This window comes from Thermococcus celericrescens (genome assembly GCF_001484195.1).
GTDB lineage: Archaea > Methanobacteriota_B > Thermococci > Thermococcales > Thermococcaceae > Thermococcus > Thermococcus celericrescens.
On record NZ_LLYW01000018.1, the window covers coordinates 40,763 to 56,144 of the forward strand.

At 53.8% G+C, this 15,382-nt stretch carries 21 protein-coding genes and 1 pseudogene; 6 read left to right on the forward strand and 16 right to left on the reverse strand.

The features are described from left to right. Window positions 1-144: 144 nt before the first annotated feature. The 12 genes and pseudogenes from APY94_RS05170 to APY94_RS05230 all read right to left on the reverse strand — a co-directional run bounded on the left by APY94_RS05170 (window position 145) and on the right by APY94_RS05230 (window position 7,400). Window positions 145-1,215, reverse strand: a complete 1,071-nt coding sequence (locus APY94_RS05170) for a hypothetical protein (protein WP_058938615.1) — start codon at window positions 1,213-1,215, stop codon at window positions 145-147. Window positions 1,216-1,410: 195 nt separating this feature from the next. Continuing rightward, on the reverse strand, window positions 1,411-2,136 hold the full coding sequence (locus APY94_RS05175) for a tRNA-binding protein (protein ID WP_058938616.1): 726 nt from the start codon (window positions 2,134-2,136) through the stop codon (window positions 1,411-1,413). A gap of 1,092 nt (window positions 2,137-3,228) precedes the next feature. Continuing rightward, a complete protein-coding gene (locus tag APY94_RS05185) occupies window positions 3,229-3,555 on the reverse strand; it encodes a hypothetical protein (RefSeq protein ID WP_058938617.1) in 327 nt (108 codons plus the stop codon). A 1-nt stretch (window position 3,556) separates the two neighbouring features. Further along, a complete protein-coding gene (locus tag APY94_RS05190) occupies window positions 3,557-4,540 on the reverse strand; it encodes a DHH family phosphoesterase (RefSeq protein WP_058938618.1) in 984 nt (327 codons plus the stop codon). Continuing rightward, window positions 4,537-4,923, reverse strand: coding sequence for a HEPN domain-containing protein (locus APY94_RS05195; protein WP_058938619.1), 387 nt, complete (start codon window positions 4,921-4,923; stop codon window positions 4,537-4,539). The genes APY94_RS05190 and APY94_RS05195 overlap by 4 nt, the downstream gene beginning before the upstream one ends. Continuing rightward, window positions 4,916-5,236: a nucleotidyltransferase domain-containing protein gene (locus APY94_RS05200; RefSeq protein ID WP_058938620.1), complete on the reverse strand. Its 321-nt coding sequence runs from the start codon at window positions 5,234-5,236 to the stop codon at window positions 4,916-4,918. Before APY94_RS05200 ends, APY94_RS05195 begins: the two co-directional genes overlap by 8 nt. A gap of 33 nt (window positions 5,237-5,269) precedes the next feature. Beyond that, window positions 5,270-5,590 (reverse strand): DUF3194 domain-containing protein, encoded by a 321-nt coding sequence (locus tag APY94_RS05205; RefSeq protein ID WP_058938621.1) that lies wholly within the window; start codon window positions 5,588-5,590, stop codon window positions 5,270-5,272. 37 nt (window positions 5,591-5,627) lie between these two features. Continuing rightward, window positions 5,628-5,981: a prefoldin subunit beta gene (locus APY94_RS05210; RefSeq protein WP_058938622.1), complete on the reverse strand. Its 354-nt coding sequence runs from the start codon at window positions 5,979-5,981 to the stop codon at window positions 5,628-5,630. A gap of 63 nt (window positions 5,982-6,044) precedes the next feature. Then, the gene (pcc1, locus tag APY94_RS05215) at window positions 6,045-6,323 is read right to left on the reverse strand and encodes a KEOPS complex subunit Pcc1 (RefSeq protein ID WP_058938623.1); all 279 of its coding nucleotides are present in this window, start codon (window positions 6,321-6,323) and stop codon (window positions 6,045-6,047) included. Next, window positions 6,266-6,908: pseudogene (locus tag APY94_RS05220) on the reverse strand (ribosomal biogenesis protein). The gene pcc1 and the pseudogene APY94_RS05220 overlap by 58 nt, the downstream one beginning before the upstream one ends. A 53-nt stretch (window positions 6,909-6,961) precedes the next feature. Continuing rightward, window positions 6,962-7,111: a DNA-directed RNA polymerase subunit P gene (locus tag APY94_RS05225; RefSeq protein ID WP_014788082.1), complete on the reverse strand. Its 150-nt coding sequence runs from the start codon at window positions 7,109-7,111 to the stop codon at window positions 6,962-6,964. A 28-nt stretch (window positions 7,112-7,139) separates the two neighbouring features. Then, a complete protein-coding gene (locus APY94_RS05230; RefSeq protein ID WP_058938624.1) occupies window positions 7,140-7,400 on the reverse strand; it encodes a 50S ribosomal protein L37ae in 261 nt (86 codons plus the stop codon). 839 nt (window positions 7,401-8,239) lie between these two features. Here APY94_RS05230 and APY94_RS05235 point away from each other — a divergent pair. Next, a complete protein-coding gene (locus APY94_RS05235; protein ID WP_058938625.1) occupies window positions 8,240-8,740 on the forward strand; it encodes a hypothetical protein in 501 nt (166 codons plus the stop codon). A 63-nt stretch (window positions 8,741-8,803) separates the two neighbouring features. Next, window positions 8,804-9,076: a hypothetical protein gene (locus tag APY94_RS05240; RefSeq protein ID WP_058938626.1), complete on the forward strand. Its 273-nt coding sequence runs from the start codon at window positions 8,804-8,806 to the stop codon at window positions 9,074-9,076. Here APY94_RS05240 and APY94_RS05245 read toward each other — a convergent pair. Next, entirely contained in the window at window positions 9,056-10,204 is a 1,149-nt protein-coding gene (locus tag APY94_RS05245; protein WP_058938627.1) for a WD40 repeat domain-containing protein, read from the reverse strand. The genes APY94_RS05240 and APY94_RS05245 overlap by 21 nt on opposite strands. A gap of 84 nt (window positions 10,205-10,288) precedes the next feature. On the opposite strand from APY94_RS05245, the gene APY94_RS05250 reads away from it, so the two are divergent. The 4 genes from APY94_RS05250 (at window position 10,289) to APY94_RS05265 (ending at window position 13,460) form a co-directional block, all read left to right on the forward strand. Beyond that, window positions 10,289-11,050, forward strand: a complete 762-nt coding sequence (locus tag APY94_RS05250; protein ID WP_058938628.1) for a 7-carboxy-7-deazaguanine synthase QueE — start codon at window positions 10,289-10,291, stop codon at window positions 11,048-11,050. Window positions 11,051-11,206: 156 nt separating this feature from the next. Then, window positions 11,207-12,529, forward strand: a complete 1,323-nt coding sequence (locus APY94_RS05255) for a RuvB-like helicase (RefSeq protein ID WP_058938629.1) — start codon at window positions 11,207-11,209, stop codon at window positions 12,527-12,529. A 41-nt stretch (window positions 12,530-12,570) separates the two neighbouring features. Further along, window positions 12,571-13,176: a hypothetical protein gene (locus APY94_RS05260; RefSeq protein WP_058938630.1), complete on the forward strand. Its 606-nt coding sequence runs from the start codon at window positions 12,571-12,573 to the stop codon at window positions 13,174-13,176. After that, on the forward strand, window positions 13,173-13,460 hold the full coding sequence (locus APY94_RS05265; protein ID WP_058938631.1) for a hypothetical protein: 288 nt from the start codon (window positions 13,173-13,175) through the stop codon (window positions 13,458-13,460). The genes APY94_RS05260 and APY94_RS05265 overlap by 4 nt, the downstream gene beginning before the upstream one ends. Here the strand turns inward: APY94_RS05265 and APY94_RS05270 are convergent, their stop codons facing one another. The 3 genes from APY94_RS05270 to APY94_RS05280 are packed head-to-tail and all read right to left on the reverse strand — an operon-like array spanning window position 13,461 to window position 15,374. Further along, window positions 13,461-14,456 carry a PIN domain-containing protein gene (locus tag APY94_RS05270; protein WP_083500620.1) on the reverse strand — a complete coding sequence of 332 codons (996 nt, stop codon included), beginning with the start codon at window positions 14,454-14,456 and terminating at the stop codon, window positions 13,461-13,463. Continuing rightward, window positions 14,443-14,925: a hypothetical protein gene (locus APY94_RS05275; RefSeq protein WP_058938633.1), complete on the reverse strand. Its 483-nt coding sequence runs from the start codon at window positions 14,923-14,925 to the stop codon at window positions 14,443-14,445. The genes APY94_RS05270 and APY94_RS05275 overlap by 14 nt, the downstream gene beginning before the upstream one ends. Then, window positions 14,919-15,374 (reverse strand): hypothetical protein, encoded by a 456-nt coding sequence (locus APY94_RS05280; RefSeq protein WP_058938634.1) that lies wholly within the window; start codon window positions 15,372-15,374, stop codon window positions 14,919-14,921. Before APY94_RS05280 ends, APY94_RS05275 begins: the two co-directional genes overlap by 7 nt. Window positions 15,375-15,382 lie beyond the last annotated feature (8 nt).

Here is a 15,382-nt window from a genome sequence, read left to right on the forward strand (position 1 = left end):
TGTAAACTGAGGTTTAAGTGAGAAGTTGCTCAACTTTGCATCGTAGAGCATGTTTAAGGCTGTATCTGGAGCCAGTCAATATAAGAGCCAAAAAACTTTAACCTGGAATTGACTTCAAAAAGAATAGAGATAGGCATCAGTATATTAACCGTGAAACACAGTATGGGGTGGGTAGACAAATACTGAAACGTCTATGTCTTCGGGTGATTTTGTTATCACTGTATAGTCGGGGGTTTTGAAATAGAACTCTCCACTTACCCTGTATTTGAAGACACCGAAATACGTAGTGGTAGCTGTTGATGTGGTTTTCATAGTAGTGGCCGTTTTCATGTAGAAAGAACGACCCCACGCGGGAGGGTCCCTCCACCAAGATTTTTTCTTGAAGTCATATGCATGGAAATCCACATAGCTGTTAGGATCTGCAGTGTGGGTATCAATCCTAAAGTAGTAATCATCGTTTGTGTTTACAGAATAGCCTGCACTGGCACTGATCTTGGTTGCCTCTTCTGGAGTCAATTCGACGGTCAGGGATTCATAATAACTTGTAGTTGGTCCAATGTGTCCGTCAGGAAGGAAATCGTCTATTACCTCATGTGTGTGCCCTCGGCTTACGTGGAGGTCAAGATCCTTAACTGCAACCGCCGATGAGGATACATCCCCACGAAGCTTTGTTTGGGCATAGTACTCAATAGTATTCTGGTCAATCACGTAATAATAATAGAACCCCTTAAATTCAAGATACCCGCTCTGTCCGAGATGGGAGACAGTATGAGTTATATAGTCAATACTCCCGGCATAGTTCCAGTTTACGTTGGGTTCGATGCTCGATGCAATTTTAATGTCCGAAACCTGAGCCCTAAAGTGGCCTTCTGCAAATTCTGTAAACTTTCTCTGAATGAGAGAATATTCCCAAGGCTTTGCCCCTTGAACTATGTAATATGCAGGAATGTACGCCCCATTACCTGCTGGTCTCAGGGCTATTCCAATGAAAGTTGCATTTTTTATGGCACTGAAGTTTATAGTGAGTGTCAATGTTCTCCCTTTAACGAAAGAAAGAGCATAGAGCGGTGCCTTAGGCCCGGTGAAGACTTTTGTCAATGGCCCCGATGGCTGGACGGGATAGCGGGGTTTTTGTATTGGGGCATAGGAATTTCCAGCAGTCACTCCAACCACCAGCAGTCCTATGAGGACTGCCAGCAAAGACTTCCACTTCAAGTGCTTCACCCCGAGGTGTTTTCATAATTTCATGAACATTATCCCATATAAATTTTTCCTTTTACTATTCGTAGAGTTTCTTCCTTTTTTTCGAGTATAAATTGATTCAGAGTTGGGTTTTACGATGGAGATAGGCTAAAAGAAAGAAGAGTAATCGAGTAAGCTAGTGAATACATCGGAACAAAAAGCGAAAAATCATCCCTTCAAAAACGCCTCGACGAGGTTCCTCGTCTCGTTGAAGGCCTCGAGCGGAACCCCCTTCGGCAGGCCGCCTATTTCTCCCTTGACGTCCTTGAGGACGCCTTCACCGGCGCCGAGGAACATTCCCTCGCTGACGATTCCACGGAAGTTGGCCGGCGGGAGCAGTGCAACCGCAACGCGGTTTCCTTCCTTCACCGTCAGGTCGTTGGTAACGACTGTTATCGCTCTGTCGCCGATGTTAACGTTAGTGACGAGCAAGCGGTTGGCGTTCGGGTGCTTCCCGACACTCATCACCTCGCCGACCTTGATGTCCACCGCTATGACGGGGTCGTTTATCTTGCCAAGGGCGAGGCGTCTCTCGAGGCCGAGCACCGTGTTCAGGAAGAACCTGACCTTGGCCACCTGCTCCTCGACCTTCTCGCGCTCGCTCTTATCGGCCAGGCTGATGAACTTGTGGTGCCAGTCCTCACCGCCTAAAGCCTCGATTATACCGTTGGCCTTCTCCTTCAGGGCCCTCATCTGTGGTGTCTCAATCAGCTCCTTCGGCTCCACGTAGCTGTACCGCATCGCCTGTATCTCCGGAATCATCTCCTTCGCCAGCTGAATCGCTCCCTTCTTGTTCCACTTCCCCTTGAACTTCGCGTGCTCCACCGTCTTCAGAAACAGCTCCACTGCCTTTTCCGCCACCAGTAAGCGGTAATCCTTGCTCGTGTCCCACATAACTCTCACCCTCCAGTGCCTCTAAAACGCGGTTCTTAACGCTTTCGTCCCGTATACCCTCGGCTATCGAACGGGCTCTGGCTTTATCGCCCCAGCGGGCGTACGCCATGGCAACGTCCCCGAGGAGCTCGGAGGCCAGCCTCTCGTCTCTTATCACCCCCGCGAGGATCAGCGGCTCCTCCAGAAAGCCGATGCGCAGGAAGCGCTTCGCTATCCCCTCCAGCTCCCTGTCGGCCGGCTTGAACTTGCCCACAAAGATTATCTCAAGGGCGTCGTCGAAGACCCTCCTGCCGAGCCTCGGCTGCTCGTGGAGGTAGAGCCAGTAGGCCAGCTCGAGCATCGATATAGCCCTGCCCTCCAGAGGAAGGAAACGCATCATAGAAATCGCGGGCTCGACCTCCCCCTTTTCAAGGAGCTCCTCCACCGCCGTTTTGCCCCTTTTCAAAACGTCTCTGATGAGCCCCATTTTGTCCTCAATGTACTTTGCCTGGAGTTTGAAGAATATGGAGGCGTAAACTTCCCGTGCCAGCCCGTAGAAGTCGAGGGCCATCTCGTTGGGTATCTCGTCGGCGCTCTTCTCAATTAGCCGGGCGACCTTTATGAGCGATGACGTTGCCGCCGATGACAGCCCCCGCGAGGCCTGGAGGAGCTCGACGGCTTCCTTGAAAAGCTCCAAGCCGTCCTTATAGCGGTCCGAAAGGACGAGGTTCCTCGCTATCCCTGCCAGCACTTCACCCCTGACCCTCGGTGAGTCTATGCTCCCGGCGATATCTATGGCGTTTTCAAAGTATGCCTCCGCGTCCCTGTCCCTGTCGAGCGTGTAGAGAGCCCTGCCGAGGATCGAATACGCCAGAGCCTTCTCCGGCGTTCCCCTCACGGATTCGAGCGTCTCCAGCATGTGGCTTAAAACCTCGTCCCGCGGGAAGGCCGTCAGGACTTCATTGAGAGCCACCAGCCGCCGTATTTCGTCCCCCACTGCCAGTGCGTTTTTTAATGCGTTTTTATAGTCCCCTTTGGATAGGTAAAGCTCCACGGCCTCCACGAGAACCACCAACCGCTAGAAATAGGGGATGAAAGTAAAAAAGGCTATCGCTAACCCTTGACCTTCCTGTCCCAGTTCTCAAGCATAGTGTCGAGCGCCAAAAGGCTGTTGAGCCTCAGGCGAACCTTCCGGTTCTCCCAGTCTATGGAGCCCTTGAACTCTTTGAGCAGGGCGAAGACCTTCTCGGCCTCCTTCATCGGAAGGTTCCTCCCGTAGAACTCCTCGCCGCAGTGGGGGCACTTGAAGACAAAGCCTTCGAAGGTCCCCGTGAACTTTTCACGGTCCTGGAAAATCTCATTCGCGTTTTCAAGGGTGAGCATCTGCTCTATCAGTCCTGCCCAGTCAAGGGAACTGCCGCAGAGCGGGCATTTTGCCATCTCAATCAACCTCCCTCAAAAACCTCTCAATCTCCTTCAGGATCAGCTTTATAGCCTCGTCGAGGTTCTTCCTTCCGTTCGCCCCGGCGGCGCCGGCATGGCCGCCGCCCGAGCCGTCTATGGTCGGCCCGACCTTCTCCATTATCTTTCCGAGGTGCAGGCCCTTCTTCACGAGGCTCTCCTTTGCTCTCGCTGAAATCCTCACTCCCTTTTTCTCGCTTCCCACAACGGCTATGTCCGCGCCGAGGTTCAGGAACGTCTTGCAGGCGAGGGACTCGTAGGCGGAAACCCTGGAGACCGCTATGATGTACTTCCTGAACTTTTTGATTTCGAGCCTCTGGCAGGCCTTGAGCATCGCCATCCTCTTCGCCTGGTCGATGTTCTCGTCGCTTACGGGGGCAACCATCTGGAATATCTCCCCGAGTTGAAGCGGGAAGCGCTCTAGCATCTCGGAGACTGCCCTGAAAGTCCTTGCGTTGGCGAAGCGGAAGTTGGCGGTGTCCGTGACTATTCCCGCCAGGAGGGCCCTGACGGCGGTCTCGTCGTAGAAGCCGAGGTATTTGAACAGCTCCCACACGATCTCCGCCGTAGAAGTCCTGGAGGAATCGACCACTGCAATGTCCGCCCTTATCGGGTTCTCCTTCTCGACGTGGTGGTCTATCACGATGACCGCCTTTCCCATTGGGATCTCGATCGGCTCAAGCTGCTCTATGGAGGATGTGTCAAAAATCATGACCACATCTTCTTCGACGAGGGGGTCCTTCTCAACGGGGACCGGAGAGAGCGTCAAAAGTCTCTTCGCGTAGGAAGAAACGCTCTGGGCGACGCCTATCCTCACCTTTTCAATCCCTATTGATTTGAGATAGATGGCGAACGCTATCGCCGAGCCGAGGGAATCGGGGTCGGCGTTGTGGTGGCAGAGGAGAATGAAGGATTTTTCCTTTGAGCGCTCAAGGAAGCGTTTGAGCTTGATTTTACCCTTCATTTCATTTCCTCCAGTGCCTTCTCTATCCTCCCTACGAATCTCCTGGCGTCTTCTACAAGTTCCTCAGCCTCGTCTTTATTGGGCCTGAAAGTGGCGTCATAGTCCGCGCGCTCCCTTAGAGTTTCCGCGAGGCTGAGTGCTTTGGCATAGTACGCCTCTATAGTGCCCTCATTAACGAATTCAAGCCCAAATTTTGCGATAACTCCCCGGTGGCTCTTTGTTATGATGCCTTTAGCCCTTAGGAGTGCACTCGCCGCGTAGAACATGGCATAATATGCCCTGCTCATGGCATCTCGGTAAAAGCCGTTCTCAAGTAAAATTTCGGCCGCGTTTAGAGACTCGTGGGCGTTGCCGAGAAGGAGTTCTATCTCCCTTTCACCCAAGTGATATTCCCTCCCGCTTGATGTTTGTGTAAAATGCAGTTTCGATTCTCCGCATGAACTCGAACTCGTCAATGCTTATCGCCTTAGCCGAGATGTAGACTCCATACTTGAGCAGGTACTCGACAACTACGTCTGAGATCCTCTTCTGGGCATCCCAGGGATCCCCATCCACGATCACTAGAATGTCAATGTCGCTGTCAGGTTGATAATCTCCCCTGGCGACGGAACCGAAGAGTATCATGTCCTTGACGGACTCTCCGAGGAGCCTTTTGACATCATGAGCAAACCTTCTCGCGATCTCTCTGTACTCCATAGTCTCACCAGGTTGTAATAAGCGTTGACTGATTTAACCCTTTCCCGCGATCTCCCTCAGCTTTCTCTCAACGGTTTCATAGGCCTCCTCCACGGCCTCGTCTATTAGCTCCTCAACATCTACCTTCACGAATATCGGGACCTCGAGGTAGACCTCGACTTCGAGGTCGAGGGTATCTTCCCTGTTTATTCTCATCGTCACCTCGATGTCCTTGACGTCGCTTCTGTTGAGAACATCGAAGACGTGCTTTATTATCGTCTCCTGGGCGAGCTCGCCGACCTCTATAAGTTCCTCCTCGCTCAGTTCCGGAAGTCCAATGTGGATGACCCTCTTTCCACTGCTTCCCTCGTCCATCTCGCTCCCTCCGTGATGGCAATTAAAGAAAAGGGAATCAGCCGGCCGTGGGCGGCCTGAGTGCGCTCTGGATCTGGGCAGTGAGCTCCTTGAGTTTCTCGTTGAGCTTCTTCTCCTGCCTCTCAAGGGCACTGAGGCGAACCTCAAGGGTCTCGACCTTCTCCTTCAGCTCCTCGACGGCCTTGACCTTGTCGGTCTTGACGATGAGGGTTCCGACGGTCTTGTAGATGGTGGTCCCGTTCTCGACCTTCTCAAGCTCTTCTAAAGCTTTCTTTGCCTCGGTGAGCTCGAGCTGAACCTTTTGCTTCTGCTGGATAACGAGCTGGAGCTGCTGCTGGTAGCTCTCAAGCTGGCCGAGCATGGCCTGAACCTGGGGCGGAATGTTCTGCATGACACACACCTCCGTAATCGCGATGCCGGGTTAGAATAAGAGGCGGGCTTTAAATAGTTTAGGCTAAACCTCAAGAGAGTCCATGGCAACCTTAATCCATCTCAGATAAGAGTTCAGCGTTCCCCTCAGGGCGGAGTTGTCCCGGGCGAGGAACCTGATTATCACCCTGTTCCCCTCGCGGAGGAACTCTATCCTGCTCCTCCGATATGGTACGCTCTCGTGCTCGTACAGAACGCTCTCGTAAACTATTCTCGCAGTCTCCTCATCGGGAAAGGAGAGTTCTATCACTCCCTCGATTGGCCATTCCTTTTCTTCAGCCACGCCGCTTCCTTGTAGTCCCATCTCCTTCCGTCCTCCATGATCCATATCTTGACGCTTATGAGCGGACCGACGGGATTTTCCTTATCGACATCGAAGCGGTAGAAGTTGATCGCCATCCCGCGCGGGTGCCTCTCGATGACGCTCAGCACGTCGGTGTTGTACTTATCGGCAATCCCGAGGAGGGAGCGCTCGCGCCTCGGGATGAAGGTTCCCCCCCGTCAGCTCGGCGAAGGCCTGGGCGAACGCCACATGATCAGGCCCGACGCGCTTTGCTGTGGTCACAACAAGCGGCATCTCCTCGCGGATGGGCCTTATGTCTCTAAAACCAATCTCGCGCTGGAGCTTTATGCCGTGAAGGTAGAGGTAGCCGAGGTAGCCCCAGTCCTCGGGGTCGACCTTGATGAAGGTCATCTTGAGCGGGTTCCCCTTCCAGACGTTGACTATCAAGAGCCTCTCGTAGTTCCTGTCGTAGGCCTCCATGAGCAGGTCCTGGACCGTCTTCTTTCCCCTGGTCAGGTAGAGCGAGTTGGGGAAGACCTTTTCTAGGTCGTGACCGAAGCTCCTCGTCCTCCTCGTCGGTCGGTGGGATGTCGTTATCAGCATCATAGCCCTCACTCAAAACCCGCTTTGGTTGCTAAAAAGCTTTCGAAACGAAAGAATCAGATCGCCTTGACGCGCCTGGCCACGCGGGGCCTGGGCTTGTAGAGTATCTTGCTGCCGCAGTAGGGGCAGCGAACTTCCCTTGTGTTCTCGAGGTCGAGTTCGACCTCCCTTCCGCATTTTGCACAGCGGTAAACGGCCATCACCATCTTTATCACCCGAATAGAAGGAAGGAAGTCAGGCCTTGGAGGCCGTTATGCGCTTGGCGACCTTTCCGGCCGGAGTGGTCGGCAGGTAGGCGCCGCCGGCGAAGGTGGCACCGCACTTCTGGCACTGCCATATGCCCGTGCTTATCCTCCTGACGGCCTTCCTTCCGCAGACAGGGCAGACGTGCTTCTGCTTCATCTTGGCCTCAACGGCCGCGACCCTTCTCCTGATCTTGAGACCGTACCTTGGACCGTACCTTCCGGCTGAACCAACCTTAGTAGTCCTTCCCATGAGCATCACCCCTAATTATCAACGGTTTTCACGACTGGAGAGTGTTTCCGGAGACGTTTTATAAACCTTTGCATAACAAGCTTTGCTGACGCAAAGCTTGACCAAAGAGATTTGGACCATTTAAACTCCAAACCGGGTGCGTGCACTCCGAGAATTTAAAGCTTTCTGTGGGTTTCCTGTTATGCATGCATACTTCATCTTTGGTTTCTACTTGTGTCTTTGGCGTCCTTTGGACGCCGTTTGTGTAGCGAAACACTCACAAAAGGAGCGAGTGAGTAAAAACCCTTCAGAACCTGAAGCTTGTAGAAGATGCACCTCATTTTCCGCCATCCGTAAGGACGCTTGAACGACAGTGAAAGCGGCGCTGAAGCTTTTGGGAAAAGCTTCACCAAAAGTTTGTGGCTCCACTAAACTTGAACGTGCTTAAGTGTGATTATTCTAAGTGGAGAACTTTCAACGCGGAATCCATTCGCTTTACAAGCTAAAAGGGAGTTCTCCTCCATTGACGCCCTCCGGGCGTCGGTTTAAAAACGAACTCCTCTAAAAAGAGCGTGCCTTAACGAATTCCAACATTCTAAGGCTTAAACTCACAACTATAATCACACTTTAGAAACAAGCCCTGAGGAGGAGCCACGAACCTTAATCAAACTCAACGGGACTGTCGTCCCGTGCGTTGGAGCTTCGCTCCAACGTCGCGCAGGCGAAGTTTGTAAGGGGGCCATTGGAGATGTCGGCCCCCTGGGGGTCCCGACGTCATCGCAACCCAATACTCGTCGGGCATTCATTTCTATGCACAAAACCTTATAACAGTTGGGCCTACTCACCCATAGGTGCAGAACATGGCCGGAACGATAAGCAAGATAATACACTTCCACGACGAGGAGGAGTTCCTCGACGACATGACGGAGATAATGGAGCGCTTCTCATATCTAGCCAGCAAATACGGCCACAATCCGGTGGAGGGTATTCTCCTGTGGGACTACATAGGCGTTCAGGACGAAGAAGGCGTCAAAATTTTCCGCGTGGGCGAGTTTCCCTACTTTGAGGGGGCCCTGAAGGTTGACCTTGAGACTCTGCGCGTCATGGAGCGCTACTTCGACGAGATGGAGAGCAAGTGGGACGAGCTCCGCGTGGAAGACATCGCCTACTTCGTGGAAATGCTCAACGACGCCCTGGGCAGGGAGATCGTCTACTACGAAGCCTACGACCTCGGGCTGGACAGGGATACAGCGTACATAATCCTCAACATAGCAAACCTTCACTATCTGGAGAGCGTTCTCGATGGGCGGGACAGGGAGATCTTTGAAGAGGCCGTCGAGCTGCTGATGAGGTACGTCTGATTGTTTATCTACCGAATTCAATAATTATTTAATCACATAATCGCTTGGCTGGGGGGTGGGAGCGTGCTCTTCAAAAAGAAAGGTGTCTTTACCGAGGAGGACGCGAGGAAGGTTGTGGAATGGATGGGAGCGCATCCCGAGGAGAGGGAGCTTATCGTAATGGCCGAAGGCGTTACGGACGGGGCAAAGAGGCGCCTCTGGGACTACACGAGGGGAGTTCAGCTGATGGCAGACATGACCGGCGAGGACAGGAGGGTCAAAGTGGAGATACTCGAGGGTTTCGTGAGCGAGAAGGTTAAGGGACTCGATGTTGACTCACTTTCCAACTTGGACTAGGTATATTCTGCCGGGTTTTCCTTCCTCTCCATACACCCCGACCAGTAGCTTCCCGCTTCTGTAGTCTGCAAACGCGTGGGAGATGTGATCCCCCACATATCTCCCCTGAATTTTCCAGATGCCGTTCAGCTTGCCATCACGGATGAGGTAGACCTGCGTCTCTTCTTTTTCAGTTACAAGATCGACTCTAAGAGCCATCAAATCCTCGCTTCCGCGGAGGAATGTCCAGGGAGTACTTAGTCCCTTCCCCAGCTCATCAAGAAGGGTTCCGTTGAGGGAGTAAACGGCGATCCCCCTATCATAACCTGCGTATATGTTGCCGTCCCAGAAGGCAACGTCCCAGTAACAGGTGCCGTTGTCTCTGCTCCAGACAACGGTTCCGTTCTTGATCAAGCTTAACCCCCTTCCACAATCGGCATATGCCAGATATGCCCCGCCGGAGGTTTCAAGGACGTCAAGACTCCTGGGAGACCCCAATGGAATCTCCACACTCCAGTTGCTCCCATCAAAGCCGTAGTAGAGTACTTTTGAGCCTATTTCCCCGACTGAGAACAGGGAGTCCGTTAACAGGTATACTCCTCCCGTGGAGACTTTTATCCGCACTACACCCTCTGCAGTCCCGTCGAGTATGGGGTTCCCATCAATGGAGAAAACCTGAAAAACGCTTTTTTCGTCGGTAAGTCCAAATGCCACGTACCGGGAATCTTCTGAGAAATCAATGGATGCCCACTGAGGCACCGCTGACCATAACTCGTCCGACAGGGGGTTTCTCTTCTCCCAGAGCAACGTCCCGTCCTCTCTGTAGAGCATAAACCTCTTCACTGTCATGACCCCGAGGTACCGGCCGTCGGGAGAAACTCGGGCGTGGATTACGCTGTCCCAGTAGGTACCATCCTCTCCAAAAGTCAGGTTCCACAGCTGAGTCCCGTTTGGGGAGTACACCGAGAGAAAGCCCTCATGAGTGCCTGGCACCTTGGAAACCACTACGACCCTTCCGTCCGGGAACAATGAGAGTGCTCGGACCCCGTAGGCTTCCAGAAAAGGCTGTTGCTGGACATGATGCCAGTAGAACCCAGCGGATATTATAGAGCACAGGATAATAATAATGACGATGGCGAGTTTCCGCATTAAGTCTCACCGATAGTATTAACGTATGGAATCCTTATAACACTTCTGGCAAACTTTTAAATTGTGCGTGACTAAGGAGGATCCATGAAGCCCGTAATGGCCGAAGTCTTCAACAGCTGGCAGGGCGAGGGAGGAAGTGTTCCCGGAAGTGCCTTTGGTAGGAGACAAATCTTTGTTCGTTTCGCCGGTTGCGACCTTCATTGCCAGTGGTGTGACTCCCGAGAGTACATAGACGCCTCCAAAGTTTCGCGCTGGAGGTACGAGATTGAACCCTTCACCGGAAAGTTTGAGTATAAGCCAAATCCCGCGAGCGTTGAAGATGTTGTCGATGCCATTCTCAGGCTTGATACTGGAGACATCCACTCGGTGAGCTACACTGGTGGGGAACCAACCCTTCAAATCAAGCCTCTCAAAGCTCTCATGGGGAAGATGAAGGAACTCGGCTTCGACAACTTCCTTGAGACCCACGGCGGCCTTCCGGAGCTGGTTAGGGAGGTTGCCGACCTCACAGATTACGCGAGCGTTGACATAAAGGACGAGACGGCTAGGGCCACGGAGGGCTGGAGGGCTCTGGTTCTCCGCGAGGTCGAGAGCATAAGGATTCTGAAGGAAGCCGGGGCCAGGGTTTACGCCAAACTCGTCGTTACGTCGGGGACGAAAATCGAGAACGTCCGCTGGTACGCTGAACTGTTGAAGGGTTTGGCTCCACTCGTAATCCAGCCGAGGGAGCCGATCGAGATAAGTCAGGAGAGGCTCATGGAGCTCTATCGCGAGGTGGCTCTGATCATGGGCCGGAGGGACGTCGGCCTGAGCTTCCAGGTTCATAAGTACCTCCACGTGCTTTGAGAGGGTTTTTAAGGGCCCGTCATAACTTTTTCCGGCGATGATGACATTGGCCTTTGGGGTGAACGATGCCCGGGATCGACGGCCTGAGCCGTGCCGTCAAATTTTTAAATCTCCCTTCTTTTAGTAACCCCCGGAAAGATTAAAGGGGGTGGTGTCATGCCAGTGATAGAGGAAGTGGCTGCAAGGAGCTTCGAGAGAATCGGGAGCCACTCCCACATCAAGGGCCTCGGCCTCGACGAGAAGGGGAAGGCCCTTTTCATGGCCGACGGCATGGTCGGGCAGGTTAAGGCTAGGGAAGCGGCGGGAATAGCGGTCGAGCTCATCAAGCGCGGCAAGCTCGCCGGAAAGGGAATCCTCCTCGTCGGTCCGACGGGAAGCGGTAAGACGGCAATAGCTATGGGTATAGCGAGGGAACTCGGTGAGGACGTGCCTTTCGTCCAGATGGCGGGAAGCGAGATTTACTCCGCCGAGGTCAAGAAGACCGAGTTCCTGAAGGAGGCCCTTAGGAGGGCCATAGGAGTGAGGATAAGCGAGGAGAGGAAGGTTTACGAGGGCGAGGTCAGGGAGATAAGGATAAACCGCACCAGGCACCCGTTCAACCCCTACGTCGAGATTCCCGAGAGCGTCGTCATAACCCTCCGCACCAAGGACGATGAGAAGACCATCAGGGCCGGCAGGGAAATAGCCTATCAGCTCATGGAGATGGGCGTTGAAGAGGGCGACGTCATACAGATTGACGCTGAAACTGGCAGGATTTCAAAGATAGGCACCACGAAGGAGGAAGAGGGACTGTTCTTCAAGCGCAAGGTGAACCTCCCCAGCGGACCGGTTCTCAAGATAAAGGAGTTCACTTACACCGTCACGCTCCACGACCTCGACGTTGCCAACGCCCGCGGCAACATCTTCGGCCTGCTCTTCAGTACCGGGGCGGAGATAAGCGACGACATAAGGCAGCGCGTTGATGAGACGGTCAAGAAGTGGATCGAGGAAGGAAAGGCCAGCCTCGTGCCGGGGGTTCTCTTCATAGACGAGGTTCACATGCTCGACATCGAGGCGTTCTCATTCCTCGCGAGGGCGATGGAGAGCGAGCTGGCGCCAATTCTCATCCTGGCCACCAATCGCGGAAGGACGAAGATAAGGGGCACCGACCTCGAGGCCCCGCACGGAATACCCATCGACATGCTCGACAGGCTGCTCATAATCAACACCGAGCCTTACAGGAAGGAGGAGATAAGGGAGATAGTCAAGATTCGTGCGAGGGAGGAGAAGATTGAGGTCAGCGAGGAGGCGATAGAGTACCTCGCGGAGCTCGGCGAGAAGACCAGCCTGCGCTACGCGGTACAGCTCCTCGCGCCCGCGAGCGTTCTGGCAAAGGGTGGAAGGGTGGAGAAGGAGCACATCGAGAGGGCGAAGGAGTACTTTGCGGACCTCAGGCGGAGCATGGAGTTCGTGGAGAAGCTGGAGGGCATGCTTCAGTAAAACTTTTAAACTTTAATCTTTTAACTTTGCTTGGTGATAATGTGTCGCCAGGGTTTCGTGGGAAAAAGCTCTTCGTTTTCCCGGTGGTTCTAGCTCTTTTGGGTTTCCTACCCTATGGTGGACCCTCCCTGACCTACGTCCCGCTCAACGGAACTTTCTCCGGCGGTATCGTTGTTCCAGCAGGAATCTCCGACGAGGTCGTGGAGTACCTCTCCGGTTTCAACACCACCCCCTACTCGTTCGAGGCAGAGGTCCTCGGAGATGACATGAACGCCAGCATAATCCTCTCCGTCCTGAGGCTTTCTCCCCCATACGAACCGGAGGACTTCGAGGTTATCATAAACGCCCGCCAGATAAAAGGAACCACCTACGTCCCCTACGCCGAGAGAATCCCGGTGTGTATACGGTACCACGACCACGACTACAGGGCGTTCTTGACCGTAAAGGCCAGGGATGAGGTGAAGGCTTCAGGAAGCTGGAGCCGGGGTTACCTCGACGGCGCTTCCAACTCCACCCTGCTGGAGATAGGTGACCTGAGGCTGGTCGTCAGGGTCGAAGAGCCGGGATACTACTTCTTCTCCATCGTGACTGCCCGGAAAAATGCTGAGGTAAATAGTGGAGGGCTTATACTGGGGGTGGGGGAGTGAGACGGCTTCTCTACGCCCTTCCTTTCCTGCTCTTCGGACTGGGTCTGCTGTTCTGGCAGTTGACATTCACAAGAACGATAGTTGTATTCCTCGGCTGGCTCACATTTGCTCTGGAGTACCGCTACGGTGGGGAGAGCAGGGAAAACGACGAGCTGGTTGCACTCGGCATCTCGATGTCGATTGTGCTCATGCCCTTGCATGAGGCAATCGCTGAAATACTGGCCCTCTTTACCTTCATCCTCGTGATGACGGCCCTCGTTATTAAATTCAAAACGGGGACTTAGTTATCCCCTCATTATCCTCATCAGCTTCCTGCTGAGCTTCAGGTGGAACTCGAACTCGTGATAGGCTCTGTTCTCGGTTGGAAAGACCAGTTTGAGCTCGTTCAGCCCGCCCTTACCGCCGAACTCGCCGAACACGGTTATCCCGTTCACCTCTATGACGCCGAAGACGGCCGCGAGGTTGAAGAGGAGCGTCCTGAGCTGGTAGGCCCTAACGTCGTGCCGTCCAATCTCCTGGCGCGGGTACTTGAAGAGGAAGTACTCCAGGCCTTCCATCTCAGCCACGTCGGTTATCGCTATGTCAGCAGTGAGGAAGACGAGAAGCGTGGGCGTCATGTTGTCGTAGTGCTTTAGGGACTTGATTATTGTCTCGTCGTTGTTGTGGGCCGGTTCTTTGACGCTCTCGGCTATGATTATCCTGTCCTTCAGCCTTTCGAACTCCTTGAGGGCTATGTAAGCGGCTTTTCTGCTTCTCTTCGTCCTCCTGTTGCTGAACTCTCTGAGGAGGCTTCCGTTTCTCACCTCGCGCCTAATCTCCTCCAGCTCCCTGTGCCGGTACTTGTAGTTCATGGCGTTCTCTATCTCCTTCTTCACGCCCTCCGCCACGACTATCTGGTGCCCCTCGAGGGGTCTGAAACCCGAGATGAAGCGGTGGTAGAAGAGGTTGGTATCCGGGGCGAAGGCTACACCCTTCTTGAGCCTCTCGTAGAGTTCGAGATTCTGGATAAACTCATCGATGTTCGCGTACCTCACGATGCCCGCGGAGAGGAAGCACTCGTAGAAGTCTGTCCAGGTGGGGAGTTCGTGGGAGAGGTACTCCGGAACGTGCTCGTTGAACTCCCGCCTGTTCACCGTGAGCTCAACGCGGTAGCCGGTTTCCACCGGCTTTGCCCTCAGTAAAGGCAGCCCGTAGAGCGGATAGCTCACCCTGATGTCTCCCAGGACGTTGAGGAGTATCTGGAGCTCCGGCTTCTCTATAACCTCGCTAGTCTCCCTCACTCTCATCACCCAGGAAGTTCTTTATCGGCTGCATGTGGGTTGGAATCATCATGTAGGGCCTGTCCGGGAAGTCCCGGTCGAGGAGCCCCATGTAAACTATGAACGCCACCGGGAACTCTCTTATCTGAACTATCGCGGCGGCGACGAGGGCCTTCCTGCCAGAGGTTATGTCCAGGCCCATCCTGTAGCCCTCGCGCTCCAGCTTAGTGAACAGCTCCCTGAACTTTCTGTCGGCGACGAAGAAGCCGTAGTCCGGAACGACTTCGGTTTCTATGGCTGGATGGAGGTTATATGCTTCCGAAATCGCCCTGATGGCCTCGACGACCTTCGGGAGGTTGTGGCGGTAGCGTTCCTCCGTGAATACGTATATCCTCTCCGCCTTTCCTCCCCGTGTGAGGAGCTTGTAGTAGGTGTTAACGACCGCCCACGGCGAGCGGCCGAGCAGGGTTATGTACGCAACCTTCACCATAATCCATTCCCCCAGATGTACGCTAGGAGCCCATAAACCAGCGCTAAAACGAATGGAACCACTGAAATTCGCTCCTTAACCGTCTTGTGGGCGATCAGGAACGGTACCAGTGCCATTATGAGGTACTCGACGCCGTAGGTTTCATGAACCCCAATGCCCCCTGCCGCAAAGAGGAAGATGAGTGCGGCAAATACTCCGGCGGGAACCGTTAAAACTGTGAACATGAGCACGTCGGGGGCTTTGCTCGATTTCCTCTCTGGGACCAGGACTACCCAGAAGAGGAAGCTGAGAACAAGGAAGTGGAGCAGCAGTTGCCAGAAATCAACCTCAAGATTTGGCTCTCCCCTCCCCGGCAGGTAGTAGAACCACGCGGCTCCGAAGGCGTATACGAGCGTCATGATAAGTGAGATTCCCCACTTCATTCCGGCGGGGGAGACGTTCTCCTTCATCCGTTCAC

Excerpts from the sequence above, each read along its gene's own strand:
- APY94_RS05175 (WP_058938616.1), bottom strand. The coding sequence starts at position 2,136 with ATGTGGGACACGAGCAAGGATTACCGCTTACTGGTGGCGGAAAAGGCA.
- APY94_RS05185 (WP_058938617.1), bottom strand. The coding sequence starts at position 3,555 with ATGGCAAAATGCCCGCTCTGCGGCAGTTCCCTTGACTGGGCAGGACTG.
- APY94_RS05190 (WP_058938618.1), bottom strand. The coding sequence starts at position 4,540 with ATGAAGGGTAAAATCAAGCTCAAACGCTTCCTTGAGCGCTCAAAGGAA.
- APY94_RS05200 (WP_058938620.1), bottom strand. The coding sequence starts at position 5,236 with ATGGAGTACAGAGAGATCGCGAGAAGGTTTGCTCATGATGTCAAAAGG.
- APY94_RS05205 (WP_058938621.1), bottom strand. The coding sequence starts at position 5,590 with ATGGACGAGGGAAGCAGTGGAAAGAGGGTCATCCACATTGGACTTCCG.
- APY94_RS05210 (WP_058938622.1), bottom strand. The coding sequence starts at position 5,981 with ATGCAGAACATTCCGCCCCAGGTTCAGGCCATGCTCGGCCAGCTTGAG.
- pcc1 (WP_058938623.1), bottom strand. The coding sequence starts at position 6,323 with ATGGGACTACAAGGAAGCGGCGTGGCTGAAGAAAAGGAATGGCCAATC.
- APY94_RS05225 (WP_014788082.1), bottom strand. The coding sequence starts at position 7,111 with ATGGTGATGGCCGTTTACCGCTGTGCAAAATGCGGAAGGGAGGTCGAA.
- APY94_RS05230 (WP_058938624.1), bottom strand. The coding sequence starts at position 7,400 with ATGGGAAGGACTACTAAGGTTGGTTCAGCCGGAAGGTACGGTCCAAGG.
- APY94_RS05235 (WP_058938625.1), top strand. The coding sequence starts at position 8,240 with ATGGCCGGAACGATAAGCAAGATAATACACTTCCACGACGAGGAGGAG.
- APY94_RS05245 (WP_058938627.1), bottom strand. The coding sequence starts at position 10,204 with ATGCGGAAACTCGCCATCGTCATTATTATTATCCTGTGCTCTATAATA.
- APY94_RS05250 (WP_058938628.1), top strand. The coding sequence starts at position 10,289 with ATGAAGCCCGTAATGGCCGAAGTCTTCAACAGCTGGCAGGGCGAGGGA.
- APY94_RS05255 (WP_058938629.1), top strand. The coding sequence starts at position 11,207 with ATGCCAGTGATAGAGGAAGTGGCTGCAAGGAGCTTCGAGAGAATCGGG.
- APY94_RS05275 (WP_058938633.1), bottom strand. The coding sequence starts at position 14,925 with ATGGTGAAGGTTGCGTACATAACCCTGCTCGGCCGCTCGCCGTGGGCG.
- APY94_RS05280 (WP_058938634.1), bottom strand. The coding sequence starts at position 15,374 with ATGAAGGAGAACGTCTCCCCCGCCGGAATGAAGTGGGGAATCTCACTT.